At 59.9% G+C, this 18,689-nt stretch carries 17 protein-coding genes; 2 read left to right on the forward strand and 15 right to left on the reverse strand.

The genetic code is table 11. The features are described from left to right. The first annotated feature begins 47 nt into the window (after nucleotides 1–47). Nucleotides 48–1,718 carry a dihydroxy-acid dehydratase gene (gene ilvD, locus C7K55_RS02320; protein WP_106501804.1) on the forward strand — a complete coding sequence of 557 codons (1,671 nt, stop codon included), beginning with the start codon at nucleotides 48–50 and terminating at the stop codon, nucleotides 1,716–1,718. A 15-nt stretch (nucleotides 1,719–1,733) separates the two neighbouring features. Here the strand turns inward: ilvD and C7K55_RS02325 are convergent, their stop codons facing one another. From C7K55_RS02325 to glpX, 7 genes are all read right to left on the reverse strand, one after another. Continuing rightward, entirely contained in the window at nucleotides 1,734–2,120 is a 387-nt protein-coding gene (locus C7K55_RS02325; protein ID WP_106501805.1) for a hypothetical protein, read from the reverse strand. Then, nucleotides 2,107–2,649: a CIA30 family protein gene (locus C7K55_RS02330; protein ID WP_106501806.1), complete on the reverse strand. Its 543-nt coding sequence runs from the start codon at nucleotides 2,647–2,649 to the stop codon at nucleotides 2,107–2,109. The genes C7K55_RS02325 and C7K55_RS02330 overlap by 14 nt, the downstream gene beginning before the upstream one ends. After that, nucleotides 2,646–3,392: a 6-phosphogluconolactonase gene (gene pgl, locus C7K55_RS02335; RefSeq protein WP_106501807.1), complete on the reverse strand. Its 747-nt coding sequence runs from the start codon at nucleotides 3,390–3,392 to the stop codon at nucleotides 2,646–2,648. The genes C7K55_RS02330 and pgl overlap by 4 nt, the downstream gene beginning before the upstream one ends. A gap of 4 nt (nucleotides 3,393–3,396) precedes the next feature. Next, nucleotides 3,397–4,815 (reverse strand): NADP-dependent phosphogluconate dehydrogenase, encoded by a 1,419-nt coding sequence (gndA, locus tag C7K55_RS02340; RefSeq protein ID WP_106501808.1) that lies wholly within the window; start codon nucleotides 4,813–4,815, stop codon nucleotides 3,397–3,399. Between the two features lie 130 nt (nucleotides 4,816–4,945). After that, the gene (locus tag C7K55_RS02345; protein ID WP_106501809.1) at nucleotides 4,946–6,241 is read right to left on the reverse strand and encodes a glucose-1-phosphate adenylyltransferase; all 1,296 of its coding nucleotides are present in this window, start codon (nucleotides 6,239–6,241) and stop codon (nucleotides 4,946–4,948) included. Between the two features lie 114 nt (nucleotides 6,242–6,355). Beyond that, nucleotides 6,356–7,666, reverse strand: coding sequence for a glutamyl-tRNA reductase (locus C7K55_RS02350; RefSeq protein WP_106501810.1), 1,311 nt, complete (start codon nucleotides 7,664–7,666; stop codon nucleotides 6,356–6,358). 35 nt (nucleotides 7,667–7,701) lie between these two features. Further along, nucleotides 7,702–8,706 carry a class II fructose-bisphosphatase gene (glpX, locus tag C7K55_RS02355; protein ID WP_106501811.1) on the reverse strand — a complete coding sequence of 335 codons (1,005 nt, stop codon included), beginning with the start codon at nucleotides 8,704–8,706 and terminating at the stop codon, nucleotides 7,702–7,704. A gap of 203 nt (nucleotides 8,707–8,909) precedes the next feature. On the opposite strand from glpX, the gene rpe reads away from it, so the two are divergent. After that, complete coding sequence (rpe, locus tag C7K55_RS02360; RefSeq protein WP_106501812.1) at nucleotides 8,910–9,584, forward strand: ribulose-phosphate 3-epimerase; 675 nt, start codon at nucleotides 8,910–8,912, stop codon at nucleotides 9,582–9,584. Nucleotides 9,585–9,677: 93 nt separating this feature from the next. On the opposite strand, the gene ccsB is transcribed toward rpe, so the two are convergent. The 8 genes from ccsB to C7K55_RS02400 all read right to left on the reverse strand — a co-directional run bounded on the left by ccsB (nucleotide 9,678) and on the right by C7K55_RS02400 (nucleotide 18,648). Continuing rightward, nucleotides 9,678–10,592, reverse strand: coding sequence for a c-type cytochrome biogenesis protein CcsB (gene ccsB / locus C7K55_RS02365; RefSeq protein ID WP_241518115.1), 915 nt, complete (start codon nucleotides 10,590–10,592; stop codon nucleotides 9,678–9,680). A 46-nt stretch (nucleotides 10,593–10,638) separates the two neighbouring features. Then, nucleotides 10,639–11,817 carry an LptF/LptG family permease gene (locus tag C7K55_RS02370; protein WP_106501813.1) on the reverse strand — a complete coding sequence of 393 codons (1,179 nt, stop codon included), beginning with the start codon at nucleotides 11,815–11,817 and terminating at the stop codon, nucleotides 10,639–10,641. Then, a complete protein-coding gene (gene lptB / locus C7K55_RS02375) occupies nucleotides 11,814–12,542 on the reverse strand; it encodes an LPS export ABC transporter ATP-binding protein (RefSeq protein ID WP_106501814.1) in 729 nt (242 codons plus the stop codon). The genes C7K55_RS02370 and lptB overlap by 4 nt, the downstream gene beginning before the upstream one ends. Beyond that, nucleotides 12,539–12,994 (reverse strand): LptA/OstA family protein, encoded by a 456-nt coding sequence (locus C7K55_RS02380; protein ID WP_241518116.1) that lies wholly within the window; start codon nucleotides 12,992–12,994, stop codon nucleotides 12,539–12,541. Before C7K55_RS02380 ends, lptB begins: the two co-directional genes overlap by 4 nt. Nucleotides 12,995–13,004: 10 nt before the next feature. Beyond that, nucleotides 13,005–13,424: a DUF309 domain-containing protein gene (locus tag C7K55_RS02385; RefSeq protein ID WP_241518117.1), complete on the reverse strand. Its 420-nt coding sequence runs from the start codon at nucleotides 13,422–13,424 to the stop codon at nucleotides 13,005–13,007. Between the two features lie 3 nt (nucleotides 13,425–13,427). Continuing rightward, nucleotides 13,428–15,236, reverse strand: a complete 1,809-nt coding sequence (gene typA / locus C7K55_RS02390; protein ID WP_106501815.1) for a translational GTPase TypA — start codon at nucleotides 15,234–15,236, stop codon at nucleotides 13,428–13,430. Nucleotides 15,237–15,343: 107 nt separating this feature from the next. After that, nucleotides 15,344–17,902 (reverse strand): U32 family peptidase, encoded by a 2,559-nt coding sequence (locus tag C7K55_RS02395; RefSeq protein ID WP_106501816.1) that lies wholly within the window; start codon nucleotides 17,900–17,902, stop codon nucleotides 15,344–15,346. Next, entirely contained in the window at nucleotides 17,902–18,648 is a 747-nt protein-coding gene (locus C7K55_RS02400) for a M15 family metallopeptidase (RefSeq protein WP_241518118.1), read from the reverse strand. Before C7K55_RS02400 ends, C7K55_RS02395 begins: the two co-directional genes overlap by 1 nt. Between the last annotated feature and the right edge of the window lie 41 nt (nucleotides 18,649–18,689).

The following is an 18,689-nucleotide window of genomic DNA, read 5'->3' on the forward strand; positions in this document are numbered from 1 at the left end:
CGTCATTCGGCCCGGTGGGTAGGTTTCCTCAAGCCCAACCCGTCACCATGCTCCGCTCCGCAGCGATCACGCAAGGCATCCAGCGCTCTCCTAACCGCGCCATGTTGCGGGCGGTTGGCTTTGGCGATGGCGATTTCAACAAGCCGATTATTGGCGTTGCCAATGGCTACAGCACAATTACACCTTGCAACCTGGGCTTAAACGAGCTGGCCCAGCGCGCCGAGACGGCCCTTCAAACAGCCGGTGCCATGCCCCAGATGTTTGGCACCATCACGGTGAGTGATGGCATATCAATGGGCACGGAGGGTATGAAGTATTCCCTGGTGAGCCGCGAGGTGATTGCCGATTCGATTGAAACTGCCTGCAACGCCCAAAGTATGGATGGCTTGCTGGCAATTGGTGGTTGTGACAAAAATATGCCAGGAGCCATGTTGGCGATGGCGCGCATGAATATTCCCTCCATTTTTGTTTACGGTGGCACAATTAAACCTGGCAAGCTTGGTGCCTGTGATCTCACGGTAGTAAGTGCTTTTGAGGCAGTCGGTCAATACAGCGGTGGTCGTATTGATGAGCAGGAGCTCACTGCTATTGAAAAAAATGCCTGTCCAGGGGCCGGTAGTTGCGGCGGGATGTTCACTGCCAACACCATGAGTGCCGCCTTTGAGGTGTTGGGGTTAAGCCTGCCCTACAGCTCCACCATGGCAGCTGAGGACCCTGAGAAAGCCGATAGTGCTGCTCGCAGCGCTGAGGTTTTGGTTGATGCACTTAAGGCAAATATCTTGCCTAGTGACCTACTCACCCGCGAGGCTTTTGAAAATGCGATCAGCGTGATCATGGCGGTAGGTGGCTCTACCAATTCCGTGTTGCACCTACTGGCGGTCGCCCGCACCGCTGGAGTACCTCTAAGCATCGACGACTTTGAGACGATCCGCCAGCGGGTGCCAGTGATCTGCGATCTTAAGCCCAGTGGCCGCTATGTGACCGTTGACCTCCATCAGGCCGGTGGCATACCCCAGGTGATGAAGCTGCTGCTCGATGCGGGCTTGCTGCATGGCGATTGCCGCACCATCGAGGGCAAAACTCTGGCTGAGTTGTTGGCGTCTGTTCCTTCCGAGCCCCCCTCTGGTCAGGATGTGATCCGTCCACTTAGCAACCCCCTCTATCCCAAAGGGCACCTGGCGATACTCAAGGGAAACTTGGCTGAAGAGGGTGCGGTGGCCAAGATCAGTGGTGTTAAAAACCCTGTAATTACTGGCCCAGCAAGGGTTTTTGAAAGCGAGGAATCCTGCCTGGCCGCAATCCTTGATAAGCAGATCAACCCCGGTGATGTGGTCGTTGTGCGCAATGAGGGCCCGGTGGGTGGCCCAGGGATGCGGGAGATGCTTAGTCCCACGGCGGCAATCGTGGGGCAGGGCATGCTCGATTCGGTGGCCTTGATCACCGATGGCCGCTTTTCAGGTGGCTCCTTTGGTCTTGTTGTGGGTCACGTTGCACCAGAGGCTGCCGTGGGCGGCACAATCGGCCTGGTGGAGGAAGGGGACAGCATCACGGTGGACGCCATCGAACTGCTGATCCAGCTCAATGTGCCAGATGCGGAAATCGCTCGGCGGCGCTCCGCCTGGGTCAAGCCTGAGCCCCGTTATCGCACCGGGGTGCTTGGCAAATATGCCCGCCTGGTTGGCAGCAGCAGCAGGGGCGCGGTGACCGATGAGATCTGATAGCTGAGCTAAGCCTCAGTCGAGCGGCACCAAAAGCGCCCTGAGCCTTCGTGCCAAAGCCTCCAGGGGGGCACCATCAACTGGTCGCTCGCAGCGGAGCCCTGACTCCGGCTCCATCCACACCGGATGGTTCCCCTGCCAAAGCAGGGGGCGTTGCTCGTCGTGGCACCAGGCCAGGGTGAGGTTGAGGTCATCACCGCTGCGATAGATTTCAATTTCGAGATCTGCTGCGGGATAGCGCTCCCCATCGGCCTTTCTTACCTCCAGTCGCAGGTTGCAATCGTCGCAGCGCTGGGCATCATCCAGGGGCAGCACGGCATGACGCCATGGCTTGCGGCAGAGATCGGCGGCGGCTGCCACCAGCTGTTGCAGGTTGCTATTAACTAGCTCAGGGGTAGCCACGTACAGCGCGAAGTTGTAGGTATATCGGACCGGCGCGGAAGCCAGCATTTAAGCCACCATCATCGGCGAAGCGTGAATGCAAAAGCTGCAGCCTGGTTATCCGGCTTGGGTCAAAGTTCAAGGGCAGTCCCACCGGCTTAGCGCGCACCGAGGCTCTTAGATCCGCGAATGGAATCCTCAAGAGGCTGGGCCCCTCTGGCTCCGTAGCGAATTCGATCACCCAGCGCAGGCCCCCCGGGATCAAGTTGGTGATTCCGGCCAGACCGTCAGCGCAGGCAACCGCCAACTTGAAGCGTCTGCCAGCACCAAGCAGCTCAAGTTCGAGCCCCTCACAACTCGAAAGATCGAGAGGGGGAGAAAACAGAGGCGAGCGGCAACTGATGAAGCCCCCTCCCTCCTCAACGAGCGTGCCTTCAAACTCCAGCCCAGTTGAGGCGATCCGGCAGTTGCCCTGGCTGCGCCCACCCATCACGGTGTCGTTTAAGGCATGCCAGCCAATGAAGCCGTCGCCGCTGGCGATGGGAATCACGGGCTGACTCCAGCAGCTGCTTCTTGGTCAGCCAATATCAGCACCTCAGTCTCAGTGGTGGGCTGCACCAACTTGGCTGGGGTGCGCAGGGGCGATTCTTCTGGATCGAGTAACCGTTGCAGGGCCTGCACCTTGCCAGCCCCACTCACAAGGAAGACCACCCGCCGCGCCGCTGAAAGGGTTGGTGCCGTAAGGCTGACCCTGGGCAGACCCTTGCCCTCCCCCAGGGTTACGGAGCGGTCCCGCACCCCCGGTGCAGTGGTGCCAGGAAACAACGAGGCGGTGTGACCATCGTCGCCGAGGCCCAACAGCACCACGTCCAGCACCGGTGGGAAGTCGCCGCACAGCTGTTGCAGCAGGTCTGCGTACGCTGCCGCTCCTTGCTCCGGGCTGGCGAGCTGGGTGGGTACCGGGTGCAAGCAGGCCTTGCTACCGGGGAGCTCCGCCATCAAGGTTTCCCTAAGCATGCGGGCATTGCTGGAGGGGTCTTCGCTTGGCACCCAACGCTCATCGCCGAGGAGCACATCGACCCGATCCCATGGCAGGTGTTGCTGACCAAGTAGGCGATAGGTCGCCTTTGGTGTCTCTCCGCCGGCGAGTGCTATCTGGGCGCGGTCGCGCTGGGCAAGTACCTGATCAATCTCAGAGGCCAGGGCTTGGGCCGTCTGACGGGCGAGCTCACCTGCCGACTCAGCCACCACCAGGCGATAGCGAGTGGTGGAGCCTGGAGTGATTGGGGTCATTGGATCAGTCCAGCCACTCGGTGTGGAAGTTGCCAGGCTTGTCGACCCGCTCGTAGGTGTGGGAGCCAAAGCAGTCGCGCATGGCCTGGACCAGGTTTTGGGGAAGGCGGGCGCTGCGGTAGCTGTCGATGTAATCGAGGGTGCTGCTTAAGCAGGGCACGGGGATCCCCGCCAGGGCAGCGCCGGCAACCACCTGCCGCAGCCCCGGTAGACGCCTGTTGATCTGCTCGGCAAACCAGGGGTCGAGCATCAGGTTGGCCAGGTTGGGGTTGGCGCCATAGGCATCCTGAATTCGCTGCAGCAAGCGGGCCCGGATGATGCAGCCCCCTTTCCAGATCTGGCCGATGGCCGAAAAATTGAGGTTGTAATCGTGCAGCTTTGAGGCTTCCTGCAGCAGGGCCATGCCCTGGCCGTAGCTGACGATGCAGGCGGCAATGCAGGCATCGCGCAGGGGAGCCATCTCATCTGCCGCGCTGCCAAGATTGAAGCTGTGCGCGGCAGGCTCTGGCAGCAGGGCGCCCGCCTCGAGGCGCTCGGAGCGCAGCGAGCTCAGCACTCGGGCATTGAGGGCGGCATAGATGGTTGGTACGGGTACACCCATCTCCAGGGCACTCACCACGGTCCAAAGACCAGTGCCCTTTTGACCAGCCGCATCCACGATCGCCTCCACCAGATCGGCACCGGTTTCCGGATCCTTGGTGCGCAGGCATACCTCGGTGATCTCCACCAGGAATGAGGCCAACTCCTCGGTTTGATTCCAGCTGGCTAGGACGTCGGCCATCTGGTCGCCGTTCAGTCCGCCAACCCGCTTCATCAGGTCGTAGGCCTCAGCCAGGATCTGTTCAATGCCGTATTCGATGCCGTTGTGCACCGTTTTGACGAAGTGGCCAGCGCCACCGGGGCCGATGTAGGTGACACAGGGACCATCGTCTACCTGGGCTGCCATCTTGCGCACCAACGGTTCAATGGCGTCGTAGGCCGCCTTGGTGCCACCGGGCATCATGCTCGGCCCTTCGAGGGCGCCTTTGGCGCCACCGGAGACGCCCATGCCGATGTAGCCGAAGCTCTTGCTCTCCAGCTCGGCAACGCGGCGTTCCGTATCGGCGTAGAGAGAATTGCCGCCGTCAATCAGCAGGTCACCCTCTTCAAGGAAGGGGGAGATTGCCGCAATCGTGTCGTCAACGGGCTGTCCCGCCTTGACCATCATCAGGATGCGGCGTGGACGCTCCAGGGTCGCCACAAACTCCTCAAGGGTCGCGGCGCCAACAATGTCCTTGCCGGCGCCACGACCAGCCAGAAACTCATCGGTTTTTGCCTTGGTGCGATTGAACACAACGGAGGAGTAGCCGTTGCGCTCAGCATTTAGGACGAGGTTTTCCCCCATCACTCCCAAACCGATCAGGCCGAAATGCGCCTTGCCCATGACTGAATTTGAAGCTTTTGGCGACAGTGTGGCGAAGCATGCTCGTCAGCCCAGGCATCCGTCACAACATGGTGGCAAAGGTGTCAGCAACTCCTGGCTTTTGGCCTGACACCTTGGCAGCTTCCCCTGCTCAGATCACCGTGCCATCAGCGATGGTCCCATTTTTGACAACCACCACAATGCCGTTGCGTATGTAGAAACTGAGCTCGGGCCGGTCAGCTTCCTCCACGTGGTCCTTGTTGACGATCGTGACGTTGTCTCCGATCCGCACGTTCTTGTCGATGATGGCCCGTTTAACGGTGCTGCCCCTGCCCACGCCGATGGGGATGCCCCCACGTTCACGTAGTAGAAGGCGTTCCTCAGAGGACTCGAAGTAGTCGGCTCCCATCACCAGGGTGTCCTGGAGCACTACCTCGTCTTCAACTCGCGAGCGCACGCCCAGCACGCAGTGATGAATGCTGCAGGCCTTGAGCAAGGATCCCTCACCGATGATCGAGGCGGTTACCTGGGCATCCTGCAACTTGCTGGGCGGCAAGTAGCGAGGCCTGGTGTAAATCGGGAACTTCTCGTCGTAGAAGGAGAAGGCAGGGTTGGGTTGATCGGTAAGCGCCAGGTTGGCTTCATAGAAGGCGCCGATAGTACCGATGTCCTCCCAGTAGTCGTCAAAGAGGAAGCTTTGGAGCCGGTCGCCGCGGGCCAGGGAGGCGGGGATGATCTCCTTGCCAAAGTCTGTTGAGGACGGGTTGCTGCTCAGCAGGTCAAAGAGGGTGTCGCGGCTGAACACATAGATGCCCATCGAGGCGAGGTATGGGCGCTTGGCCGCCTCCTCCGGCGACAGGCCAAGGGCCTGGGTGTCAACCCGCATGGTCTCCAAGGCTTCACCCTTGGGCTTCTCCCGAAATTCTTGGATACGGCCATCACTGCTAGTGCGCATCAGGCCAAAGTCCTCAGCCTGGGCAGGATCTACGGGGAGGGCGCCAACGGTGAGCTGGGCGCCGGTGTCGATGTGGTGCTGAACAAAAAGGCTGTAGTCCATCCGGTAGAGCTGGTCACCGGAAAGAATCAGGTAGTGGTCCACGTCCCATTCGTGGAAAAGTCCCTGGTACTTGCGGACTGCATCGGCCGTGCCCTCAAACCAGCTTGGGCTTTCTGGGGTCTGCTGGGCTGCCAAAACCTCCACAAAGCCTTGGCCGAATCCAGCCGAAAGGTTGTAGCTCATCGTCAGGTGACGATTCAGCGACGCACTGTTGAACTGGGTAAGTACATAGATTTTATTGATTTCCGAATTAATGCAATTGCTGATTGGAATATCAATTAGCCGATATTTACCTGCCAGTGGCACAGCTGGCTTGGCCCGCATTTTGGTCAATGGGTAAAGGCGGGTACCAGCACCACCTCCCAGAATTATTGCCAGTACACGCTTCATAAATCCTGCTGCCAGCGGTTCTCGGGGCTGACCGTACTTGAGCGTCCTGCTATTGGGCGAGCCTTTTGATCCCCTGCGGCACGAACTGTTGCAGTGCCCAAGGCTGGGGCTGGTTCAAGGCTCTGGCGGACGCTCCTGCAGCTCAAACAGATCCTCCAGGACCCTCATGGCGCTGTGTCGCTGCTGGCGCGGTTGGGGGGCCCGCAGGTTAGTAACAGGGGTGTGCAGGATCTTGTTGATGATGCCCTTGCTGAGGGCTTCAACCACCTTGCGCTCCCTGGCTGACAGGTCTGGACCCATGCGGCTTAAGGCCTTCTGGAGCTCCTGCTCACGGATGTCTTCCAGCTGGCGCCGGAGCCGGTTTACTACCGGCACCGCTTCAAGCCCGTCCCACCATTCCAGGAAGACACGAGACTCCTCCTGCAGCAGCCCTTCGGCCTCAGCTGCCATTTCGCGCCGAGCCTCCTGGTTGCGGTTCACCACCTCCTGCAAATCATCAACGTCGTAGGAGTGCACGCCGGACAGGCCAGCCGTATCGGCCGAAATGTTGCGGGGCACGCCGATGTCAACCAGCATCAAGCTGGAGCGGCGATTCAGTCCGCTGAGGCGCTGAGCCGTGATGATTGGTGTGTCAGCAGCGGTGCTGGTGAAAACCAGCGAGCAGGTGCTGAGGCAATGGTCCAGGTCGTCAAGGGGACGGCACTGAACTGGCAGAGCTGGAAAGTCAGCGGCCAGTAGTTCCGCCTTGTTAACCGTGCGGTTGAGCAGCACAAGCCCTTTACAGCCTTTGGCCTGAAGGTGCTGCAGCAGTAGACGGGCCATGCGCCCAGCCCCTACCACCGCCACCTGCTCCTGATCAAGGGGCACCAGCTCATCGAGGCCTCGAGCTTGGCCCACCTTGAGCTGGGCCAGCTCCACAGCCGCTGAACTTATCGAGACAGCGCCGGTGCCAAGTTTCGTTTCCGTACGGACCCGTTTACCGGTACTAACCGCCTGGGTAAGTAGCCGATTGAGGATTGGCCCAACGGAGTGGTGCTCCTGGCCAAGCCTCACCATTTTTTTCACTTGAGAGAGGATCTGACCCTCCCCAAGCACTAGGGAATCGAGGCCTGCTGAAACCCTCAACAGGTGGCTGATCGCCTCCTCGTGGTGAAAGGTAAATAAATGCGGTGTGAGCTCCTCGACCGCTAGGCCGGAGAGCTGGCTTAAAAAAGCTCCGACAGCGGAAATACCCCGCTCCGGATGACGAAGCAGGGTGTAAATCTCCAGCCGATTGCAGGTGCTGAGGATGGATGCCTCCAGCACCTGGTCGTCGGCCCGCAGCTGCTGCAGCGAAGCCTCCATGGTTTGATCCGGGATGCTGAGGCGCTCCCGGATCTCCACTGGAGCCGTGCGATGACTGAGGCCGACGACGGCAATGTGCATGGAGGCTGGCTGGGGTGCTCGGACTGGGGCGGGCGTCAGCTCAGCGCAATGCTCTGGGCCCCATCCTTCATGTGAATGGTATTGGTAAAGCGAGCGGTGTTGTCCAGGTTGCTGATCACCAGGGAGCTGGTGCGGGTGCAATCCTTCTCAAACTTGACACCGTGGAACAGCAGGCCATCGGTGATGCCACTGCCAGCGAAGACCACGTTTTCACCGGAGGCAAGCTCCTCTGCCTCATAAATTTTGTCTACGTCGGTGATGCCCATCTCGTTAAGACGGGCGATGTTGCCTTCTTTGGTGTAGTCAGCCCACTCAGAGGTCTGAGCCACGGCCGGGTCGTACACGAGCTGGCCTTGGAAGTGACCGCCAAGGGCGCGCATGGCTGCGGCGGAGATCACGCCCTCGGGGGCTGCGCCAATGCCCATCAGGCAATGGGTGCCAGTGCCTGCAAAACCGCAGGCGATGGCGGCTTGAACGTCGCCGTCCGAGATGGGTTGAATCCTGGCGCCAGTGGCCCGGATCTCGGCGATCAGGTCTTTGTGACGAGCGCGGTCCATCACGACGATGGTCAGTTCGCTGGCTGCAAGGCCAAGGCACTCGCTGAGGATCTTGATGTTCTCGGTAGCCGACTTACGGATGTCCACCTTGCCCTTGGCTGCCGGGGGGGCAGCCAGTTTCTTCATGTAGAAGTCGGGAGCGTTGAAAAGTCCACCGCGATCAGAAGCGGCCAGGACAGCCATGGAGCCTCGCTGGCTGTTGGCGCAAAGGTTGGTTCCCTCGCAGGGATCAACGGCGAAATCCACACCGGGGCCGGTGCCACTGCCCACTTCTTCGCCGATGTAGAGCATGGGAGCTTCATCGCGCTCGCCCTCACCGATAACGATGCGGCCCTGCATCTGGATTAGGCCCATGCGAGTGCGCATGGCCTCCACTGCTGCAGCGTCAGCTTCATCTTTCTTGCCCAGGCCGGTCAGTTCGGCAGAGGCGATGGCAGCTTGCTCAACGACCTCGAGAATTTCCTGGATGAGGGTGCGATCCACGTTGATCCGGCAGGGGAATGGGCTTCAGTAATGGCGTCGGCCTGGCGGAACACGAGGTCAGAAGCCTGTTGCTGCCAAGCCTTTCGAAGATGAAGCGGCCGCAACTGTATCAGTGCTCGCGGCCATGGGACTTAGGGACCACCCAAGGCTGGTCTGCAGACCACTTCCTACAATCCAAAGCCACCCGATCGGTTGATCCAGCCATGAGCGCCAAATCCCTGGTGATCTCCCCGTCAATTCTGTCCGCCGATTTCTCCCGTCTCGGCGACGACGTTCGTGCTGTCGATCAAGCCGGTGCCGACTGGATCCACGTTGACGTGATGGATGGCCGGTTTGTGCCAAACATCACCATTGGACCCTTAATTGTGCAGGCGTTGAGGCCTGTAACCACCAAGACCCTCGACGTTCACCTAATGATCGTTGAGCCCGAGAGATACGTGGCTGATTTTGCCAAAGCCGGCGCTGACATCATTTCTGTGCAGGTTGAGGCTTGCCCGCATCTGCATCGCAACCTTGCCCAGATCAAGGATCTTGGCAAGCTCGCAGGTGCGGTGCTCAACCCCAGCACTCCTCTAGACACGCTGGACTACTGCCTGGAGCTCTGCGATCTAGTGCTGATCATGAGTGTCAACCCGGGCTTCGGTGGCCAGAGCTTCATCGACAACCAGGTGCAAAAGATTCGCGATCTGCGCCGCATGTGTGATGAGCGAGGCCTGGATCCCTGGATTGAGGTGGATGGCGGCATCAAGGCTGAAAACGCCTGGAAGGTGATTGAAGCGGGCGCCAATGCCATTGTTAGTGGTTCTGGTGTCTTCAACCAGCCTGATTACGCCGCAGCAATCACTGGTATTCGCAACAGCAAGCGTCCCGGCGCATGAGCATCTGACTAATAAGAATCCCCCCTCGCCCGAGTGCGGGGGGGGCAGATAAGGTTTAACTCTTAATATATTTTGAATGGTGGCGCTTAGGCCTTAGCTGTCAAAGAACCACCCGTAGCTGTGGAGGCCAATGCCCAGCAGATTTACACCGATATAGCAAACCACGATCACTACCAACCCCGCTGCGGCTACGAGGGCGGGCTTGCGGCCCTGCCAGCCACGGATCAAGCGAGTGTGCAGATAGGCGGCGTAGACGAGCCAGCAGATCAGGGCCCACGTTTCCTTCGGATCCCAGCTCCACCAGCTGCCCCAGGCCTCATTGGCCCACACCGCTCCACTTACCAGACCAACCGACAGCAGCAGGAAGCCCACTGTGATCGTGCGGTAGCTGAGTGAATCAAGCTGTTCAACCGCGGGCATGGCCACGCTGCTTAGTTGCAGCTGGGGTGTAGCCAGTTGGGCCTGGCGATAGCCGCCACTGCCGATGGAGCTGCTGCGCAGTTCCATCGAATTGCCGCGGTCAGTGAATAGCACCGCCAACGAAAGCAATGACCCCACCAGCAGGGCCGCATAGCTGATCATGATCACGCTCACGTGCATCACTAGCCAGCTAGAGCGCAGGGCCGGCACCAGGGGCGAGGCTTCCTGGAGCCGATCCGGCAGAGCGAAGCTTGCAAAAGCCACACAGCCGAGGGCCATGGGGGTAGCCGCTGCAGGCACCAACGGCGAAGGCCAGCTGCGCTCCACCAGCAGCTGGGTGAGGGTGCAGCCCCAGGCGAGAAAGCAGAGGGATTCGTAGAGGTTGCTGATCGGGAAATGACCCGATTCCCACCAACGCAAGACCAATTGGGCCGTGAGGCAGAGATTGGCGCCGGCAACAAGCAGGCGCACCGCCGTGCTCGATCGGCCGCCGCTAAGGGACCAGAAGGCCAGTGGCAGGGCGACCAGCAGGAGGGCAAACGCCGTCAGACCCAGGCCAAGCACTGGGTCGTTCAACAGGGCGGGCACGGGCAACGACTCGATATCTGCTCAGTTTGGCGAATGGCAGGTGCTGTTAGCGGCTGGCCTGGCGTAACAGATACACGCCGCCACCCAAACCGATCACCACTGGCAGCCAGGCGGAGAAGTAGGGACTGAGCGTTCCCTTGACCCCGAGCGAACTGAAAACAAACGCCACTAGGTAGTAGCCAAAGATCAGCAGGACGCTGAGTCCGAATCCCTGGCTACGGCTGCGGCGCGAATGGGGTCGCACTCCAAGGCTGCTACCAATTAAGCCAAACACTAAGCAGACCGCGGGAAAGGCGAACTTCTCCTGGATGCGAACTCGAAGCTTGCGGGCACCCTGGAGATCACTGGCCTCTCTGAGCAGCCGCTCGGCGGTCCGCGCTTGGCCGATTGTCATTGAATTGGAATCCTTCGGCAGCTTGGCAACCTGGAGCGGCTGACTACCAAGGGGATATAGATAGCGGTCGAAATCAGCTGAAGTGGTGGAGCTGTCCGATCCCTCCGTGACCCCAAAGACATGGCCATCAAGGAATTCCCACTGGGCATCGGCCTCGCTCCAGCGGGCCCGATCGGCACTTAGCAGCACCCGTTGATCTCGGCGTGAAAGGTCAAGCAGGGTGACCCGCTCCATCACCCCTTTATTGAAGCGTTGGGCATAGAAAAAGTGGGTAAGGCCCCGCTCCGTACTGCCATCTTCAGCCTGTATCTCACCGTATTTAGAAAACATGACGTTGTCTTTCTGCTCGCCAGCTACGGCACGACCAATCGCCCGGTTGAGGGTGTTTTTGGCCTCGAACAAGGTGCGCGGCACGATTGCCTCGTTGAAGGTGAAGGTGAGCATGGTCATCACCAGCGCGATAGCAACGGCGGGCACCACCATTCGCCAAGTGGCAACCCCCACACTGCGCAGGGCGGTGAGCTCACTATTGCCTGAAAGCTTTGAATAGGTGAGCAAGGTTGCCATCAGCGTGGCCATGGGGAAGGAGAGCACCAGAAAGGAGGGCATCTCCAGCACCAGCACCCGCACGGCCACATCTAGGGGCAGCCCCGATTCTGCAACCCGGCGCACAAGCTCAAATACGGCACCCACTGAAAGGGATACGGCGGTGAATGCGGCTACACCGAAAATCAGGGGGCCGATCAGTTCGGCTAGGAGCCAGCGATCCAGCAGGGGTAGCTGGCGCCAAGGGGTCAGCAGCTGCTGGCGTGCGCGGTGTGACCAACTCATAGCTGGAAGGATTCTCCGAGGTAATGGCGGCGGACCAAGGGATCGGAACCCACCTGCTGAGAGCTGCCGGCAGCCAAAATCGATCCCTCAGAAAGGATGTAGGCCCGATCGGTGATTGCCAGAGTTTCGCGCACGTTGTGGTCTGTGATCAGCAGCCCCATGCCCCGCCCCTTGAGCTGGTGGATCAACTGCTGCAGATCCGACACCGCGATTGGGTCGACTCCCGCAAAAGGCTCATCCAGCAGCAGGTAGCGGGGACCCTCAATACCCACGGCCAATGCCCGGGCAACTTCGCAGCGCCGTCGCTCGCCTCCGGACAACTGATATCCCTTACGGTTTTGAAATTCGCTGAGGTGAAAATCCTCGATTAAGCCATTGAGACGCTGGCGCCTCAACTCCATCGGGGTGGCACTTTCCTGCAGGGCAAGGCTCAGGTTGTCACGCACACTTAGCTGGCGAAAGACGCTGGGCTCCTGCGGCAGGTAGCCAATACCTAGGCGGGCCCGTTGGGGCATGGGCAGTTTTTCGATTGCCTTGCCATCCATCAACACCTGGCCGGAGTCAGGGCGCAATAAGCCAGTTACCAAACCGAAGGTGGTGGTTTTGCCCGCTCCGTTGGGACCAAGCAGGCCTACTACTTCACCTGGCTCAAGCTGTAGGGATACGTGGTTGACCAGCAGTCGGCCACCGATGGCCAGCGCCACATTTACGAGCTCAAGACTCATGGCATCAGGCCTTCCTTTGCTGTAGGTGCATTCATTCGGTAATGGGTGATCACCTGTTGACCGGGGGCCGGCTCAGCCACGATCCGCTCCCTCTCCACCAGATACACCAGCCTTTCAGCCTGGATGCTGTGACCCGTATCTTGAATTACATCCACATCACCGCTGAGCACCACCCTGCCCTCACGACTGAAGTACTGGGCCTGACGGGCCGTGGCTACCACCCGTTGGTCGGGGTAAACGATGCGCACATTGCCGGTTGCTGTCACAACACCGGTGCTGTTATCGGCCTTTTGCAGGTCGGATTCAATTGTTACCAGTCCGCTGGTGGGAGTCACCACGGCGGGGGCTGCAAGCGCAGGGGCCAACATTGCCGAGAGGAAAAGGGGCAGGGCCGTCAGCCGCAAGAGCGCGGAGCGCACAAGGGGATATAGCAACAGTTGGGTATGGGACATGGCGTAATTTTTAATCTATAGAAGGGTTTTGGGGCGCTGTCCCAACCAATCTGGGCGATTCCAAGCCCTCAATTGACCTCTGTTGCTGCAACGCCAGCAGACGCTGCATAGATGAGTCGATCAAGGCGGCTAAATCAATGCCTAAGGAGTTCGGCGCACAAGCCTTAAGCCGACCGAGACCCTCACCCATCAAGATTGTGGCGCCGCGGGAATTTCCCCGTTCAAGGTGCAGCTCAGCCACGGCAATCTGCAGAATTCCTTGCAAAACCGGCCTCATGGGGCCAGCTGTCTCATGCCAAAGGGCTTCGAAGCCGTCGTGGCAGGCGTACCAGTCAGCGCTGTTAAACAAGAATATGGCCTCGCCCAAGCGGGTGTCGGCCAATAATTCCTGCTCTTCGCTTAAAAACTGCTGCTCAGAATTCGGGCGCACTGATCAGCGCTTAGCGGCCTTTTTGGAAGGCAGTTTGCGCAGTCTGATCGATTGGGGTGTGACCTCAAGCATTTCATCGGGTCCGATGTACTCAAGAGCCCGCTCTAGGGTCATCTGGATAGGTGCCTGCAGGGTGTCGAGCACCTCTGCACCAGCTGAGCGGATGTTGGTCACCTGCTTTGCTTTGCAAACGTTGAGCTCTAGGTCGGGTGGTCGGTTGTGTTCGCCAACAATCATCCCCTTGTAGACCTTGGTACTAGGCGTAATGAAGAACTGGCCGCGATCTTCCGCACCCTTGAGTGCATAGAAGGTGGCTGTGCCTTCCTCAAAGGCAATCAACACACCATTACGGCGGTTGTCCATGTCTCCCTGCATCGGCCTGTAGTCGAGGAAGGAGTGGCTCATGATCCCTTCGCCCCTTGTGGCTCGGATGAATTCGCCTCGGAAGCCAATCAGCCCTCGAGCTGGCACCACAAACTCCAGCTGGGTGCGTCCGTCGTTTGTGTTTTCCATGTTCTGCATCTCGGCCTTGCGGACGCCAAGCTTTTCAATGCAGCCGCCCACCGACTCCTCAGGCACATCCAAAACCAAGGTTTCGTAGGGCTCTGATGGGGTGCCATCAATGGTGCGGAAAATCACCTGGGGCTGGGATACTTGGAATTCATAGCCTTCACGACGCATCGTTTCGATCAGGATGCCGAGGTGCAATTCACCACGGCCGCTGACAGCCCAGCGATCCGGTGAGTCGGTGTCCTCTACCCGCAGGGCGACGTTGGTGAGCAGCTCCTTCTGCAGGCGATCCCGCACCTGACGGCTGGTCACGAATTTGCCCTCCTTGCCAGCGAAGGGAGAGTCATTGATGACGAAAGTCATCTGCAGGGTGGGTTCGTCAACCCGAATCAGGGGCAGGGCCTCAGGGTGATCGGGGCAGGCAATCGTCTCACCAATATTGACCTCGTCAAAGCCGGCCACGGCCACGAGATCGCCAGCGCTGGCCTCCTCAATCTCAACCCGCTGCAGACCTTGGAAGCCAAGCAACTTGCTGATGCGGCTGCGCTTGATGCTGCCGTCGTCACGGATAAGGGCGGCAGGTTGACCAGCCCTGATTGTGCCGTTGTGGATGCGTCCAATCATGATCCGACCCAAAAAGTCGGAATAGTCCAAGGTGGTGACTTGAAGCTGCAGCGGCTTCTCGGGATCGCCGACCGGGGGCGGAACGTGCCGCAGGATCGCATCGAAGAGCGGCTTCATGTTGTCGCTCTCGGTTTTCATGTCTGGCTTGGCGTAGCCGCCCATGCCACTCCCGAACAAATAGGGGAAATCGCACTGATCGTCGTCGGCACCCAGCTCAAGGAACAAGTCGAGAACCTTGTCGACAGCCACCTCGGGGTCGACTCGGGCCCGATCAATCTTGTTTACGAAAACGATTGGACGTAGGCCTTTCTCGAGGGCCTTTTTAAGCACAAATCGGGTTTGGGGCATGGGCCCCTCGTTGGCATCAACGATCAGCAGGCAGCCATCAACCATGCCGAGAACCCGCTCCACCTCGCCGCCGAAATCAGCGTGGCCAGGAGTGTCGACGATGTTGATACGAATTCCTTCGTAATCGACGGCGGTATTTTTGGAAAGAATTGTGATCCCGCGCTCACGCTCAAGATCGTTCGAGTCCATCACACAGGTCGGAACCGCCTCTCCCTCGCGGAAGATGCCCGATTGGGTGAGCATGGCATCCACCAATGTGGTTTTGCCATGGTCAACGTGGGCAATGATCGCAATGTTGCGAATCGGCGTACCTGGGTGTGCACCGCTCATACAAATAAAACCCTACTTTTACGTTGAATGGAATCTGTTGACTTGAAGTTTATGTAGACGGAACGTTTGATGGAACGTTTACGCAGACTTGAAGCCATGTTCCAACTCTATCCCACACCCCTACCGCTTTTGAGGCTGCCCCGGGTCACGCCAAGACGGCTGTCCAACTGTTCCTGCTGCCAGAGGCTGCGTCCGCTGATCTCACCACGCAGGGCCGCTGAATATTGCTGCACCCGATGCTGGCTCTCGGCCGCTGATTCCTGCAGCAACTCAATTCGGAACTGCCTCACCCCAGCACGCATCAACTGGGGCAGGGCCTCAGCAGCTGTCTGAGCTCGGCCATTAAACAAGGTGTTACGGCAGCCAAGATCTGCCCGCAGCGGGTGCTCACTGCCGCTGCGATCACGCAGAAGCACCCTGTGCTTTTCGCAAGGGCGGCCGCAGTCGGTGTGGTCGTGTCCGTCGGATAGGAAGGCGCAAAAGAGGCAGTGCTCCATGTGGAACAGGGGCATGTGCTGGTGGGCCGTTACCTCAACCTGGCCGGGGGGGCAGCCCCGCACCAGGGCCAGCATCTGCTTGAGGTCAAGGTCGTAGCTGGCGGTGATTCGCTGCAGCTTCCAATGGTCCAGAAACCATGCGGCCGAAAGTGCATTAGCAATATTCAAGGAAAAATCGCCACAGCAGGGAGCAAGGGGTGTGAGCACCTCGAGCTGGTCTGCATTGCGCACCAGGTAGCCATCGGGGGCCGCCCGCACCAGGGGGTCCAGGGTCCAGCGCTCATCAGTCCGTGTGATCCGAGCCCCAGCCAGCCAAATGCCTCCAGGCCAGCAGCCACGGCCGATTGCCACCGCCTCGCGCAGCTCGGCCGGCTGATCTAGGTCAGCAATAACTGACGCAACTGGTTGATCCCGCAGGGCCTTCAATTGCTCAAGGCTGCGCACCAGCACAACCAACTGCGGCTCCGAATTCACAGCCGTGCCCGAACCAGGCCCAGATAGGGGCGAAGCATGGGCAGGTCTTGAAAGACTCTGCAGTAACTCGGTGAAATCAGTTGTGTCCCGTGCCAGGGGGGCCTGCGAGTCGCTTTGGCCAGGCTCAATTGCGGCAAGCGCCTCAACCAGCTCGCGGCGCAACTTATTGAGCTGGGCAATCGGCAGAAAAAGCGCTCCCTCGAGAGCAGGCTCAAGCCCCTCCAACTTCCAGCTAGTGCCGCCAAGGCGCCCCAGCTGGGCTTGAAGTCTGGAGGTGTCTAGGGCTTGCTCGCTGGCTGCCTGCAGGACCGAGGCGGAGAGCAGCTTTATTTGCTCAGTCGCTGCTGGATCGAGCCCCTCTGCCCACTCAACCCGCAGCTCCAAGGGCTCGCCAAGCCGTCCTTGCAGGCGAAGCCGCAAGCCTCGGCTGCATTCCGGAGTTGCCTGGCCAGCCATGCGCTGCCATTGACCTTCAAGGGCGGGATCGCTGGTGAGCCAGCAAGGGCTACCCGCTGACAGCCCGCGGGCTTCGATTCGGCCAGGGCCAAGCCGTACGGCCAGCCGGCCCATCGGGCGCTGCTGCACAGCCATCAGCCGGCCGCCAATTTCGGCTGGTGCCTCGAGGGGACCATATCCAGGGGCCTCAAACACCAGACCATCGCCTGGTTTCAGCTCCGCCTGCGTCTGGATGATCCACCAGCCATCGGCACTGAGACGCTCGAATGCTCCAATCTGCGGGCCACGCTTCTTGCTCCAGCGGCCGTGCACGAGCGCCTGGTGGTCGAGGCCCCCCAGCCACCCTGTGGAAAGCCCCCGCGAGAAACTCAACTCCAGGGAGCGCTTCTGCTCAGCTGACTGGGGCGCGCTGGGTAGGCCCTCGACTAAACGATCGAGTCCTTGCCGGTAGGCATCGGTAACTGCTGCCACGTAGGTGGCGTCCTTAAGACGCCCCTCGATCTTGAGGCTGGCGATGCCGATCTGCTCGAGCTGGGGCAGAAGCTCCCAGGCTGATAGATCCTGGGGTGAGAGCAGATATCGCTGGTCTTGAAGATCGCGTTCTTCGCCGTCAACAATCAGCTGGTATGGCAAGCGGCAAGCCTGGGCACACTCGCCCCGGTTTGCACTGCGCTGGCCCAGGGCTTCGCTGGTGAGGCACTGGCCCGAATAGGCAACGCACAGTGCGCCATGCACAAACACTTCCAGGGGCATGGCCAACTGGCGCTGCTGCAGCTGATTTTGCAAGCGGCCTAGGTCGGTGAGAGTCAGCTCCCGTGCAAGCACGACCCGGGCACAACCAAGCTCCGCGGCCATGGCAACCCCTGCGGCGCTGGTGATCGACATCTGAGTGGATCCGTGCACAGCCAGTTCCGGTGCCAGCCTGCGCGCCAGCCGGGCCAGGCCAACGTCCTGAACAATTAGGGCATCGACATGGGCCGCAGCTGCAGCCCTGATCAAGCTTGCCGCCTCAACCAGCTCATCGCTGAACACGAGCACATTGACGGTGAGAAATCCCTTCACACCCCGCCGATGCAGCCAGTGCATGAGTTCTGGCAATTCCTCCTGCTCAAAATTGGCGGCCCGCATGCGGGCGTTGAATGTCTCCACACCGAAATAAACAGCGTCGGCGCCATTTGCTACCGCAGCGCGCAGGGCCTGCCAATTACCCGCAGGGGCAAGAAGTTCCGGAATAGTCATCAGCGCGCCAACCGCTGGGCGGGCTCAAACAACTGCAGGGCCTCGGCGCTGCCCTCGAATCGCCAATGCCAGGGCTCGTAACTCACCCCCTGGGAATTACCCCGGGGGAAGGAGAGGGTGAAGTGGTAGCGAGCTGCATTGGCCTGCAGCCAGGCATAGGCTGCGGTTTGGTCGAAGCTTGGTGAGAGGTTGGTGGCTGGTGCCAGGGCATCGCCGAGATCGATGGCGAAGCCGGTGCTGTGCTCAGAAAACCCTGGCGGGGCGCTAACCATGGCCCTTTCTCGAGCGCTCTGGTTGCGATCCGATTTCACTTCAAAAAAGAGTTCTTTTTGAAGCGTATGAGATCGGAAGGCGCTCAGCACCACTAGCTCGACCCCGCTACTGGCTGCATCACGCTGCATGGCCAAAAGAGCTGCTGCTGCGTCTCGATGCAGGCTTAGCCCAGGGGCAATCGCCACCCGTTTGGAGGCGGCCAGCTCGCCGTAGGGGAAATGGCCCAGCAGGCGCCCATCAAGGCCTGTACGCGCGTTTAGTCCCCTTACTGGCGGTGGGGCCAATAGGCGTTGCAGCGGCCCTGGGCGCCAAACCACAACTAGGGCAAGGGCGATCAAAAGCGAGCCTGTGCCCACGCTGACTCCTAGTAGCCAGCGGTTGGCCTTTGCTGAAGTCGGGCTGGTGCGGCGGGCGACAGGAATGTCACCCATGGCTAGGGGTTGGCCTGGCCTGCGGGAATTGCGATGCGTCACGCGGGTTCCCTGCCAGGCACCGATCAATCTTCCTAAACACA

Origin of the sequence: Cyanobium usitatum str. Tous, assembly GCF_003011885.1 — a bacterium.
Taxonomy (GTDB): domain Bacteria; phylum Cyanobacteriota; class Cyanobacteriia; order PCC-6307; family Cyanobiaceae; genus Cyanobium_A; species Cyanobium_A usitatum.

Coding starts and splice junctions, on each gene's coding strand:
- ilvD (WP_106501804.1), top strand. CDS start 48: ATGCTCCGCTCCGCAGCGATCACGCAAGGCATCCAGCGCTCTCCTAAC.
- pgl (WP_106501807.1), bottom strand. CDS start 3,392: ATGACCCCAATCACTCCAGGCTCCACCACTCGCTATCGCCTGGTGGTG.
- gndA (WP_106501808.1), bottom strand. CDS start 4,815: ATGGGCAAGGCGCATTTCGGCCTGATCGGTTTGGGAGTGATGGGGGAA.
- C7K55_RS02345 (WP_106501809.1), bottom strand. CDS start 6,241: ATGAAGCGTGTACTGGCAATAATTCTGGGAGGTGGTGCTGGTACCCGC.
- C7K55_RS02350 (WP_106501810.1), bottom strand. CDS start 7,666: ATGCACATTGCCGTCGTCGGCCTCAGTCATCGCACGGCTCCAGTGGAG.
- rpe (WP_106501812.1), top strand. CDS start 8,910: ATGAGCGCCAAATCCCTGGTGATCTCCCCGTCAATTCTGTCCGCCGAT.
- C7K55_RS02370 (WP_106501813.1), bottom strand. CDS start 11,817: ATGAGTTGGTCACACCGCGCACGCCAGCAGCTGCTGACCCCTTGGCGC.
- lptB (WP_106501814.1), bottom strand. CDS start 12,542: ATGAGTCTTGAGCTCGTAAATGTGGCGCTGGCCATCGGTGGCCGACTG.
- C7K55_RS02380 (WP_241518116.1), bottom strand. CDS start 12,994: ATGTCCCATACCCAACTGTTGCTATATCCCCTTGTGCGCTCCGCGCTC.
- typA (WP_106501815.1), bottom strand. CDS start 15,236: ATGAGCGGTGCACACCCAGGTACGCCGATTCGCAACATTGCGATCATT.
- C7K55_RS02395 (WP_106501816.1), bottom strand. CDS start 17,902: ATGACTATTCCGGAACTTCTTGCCCCTGCGGGTAATTGGCAGGCCCTG.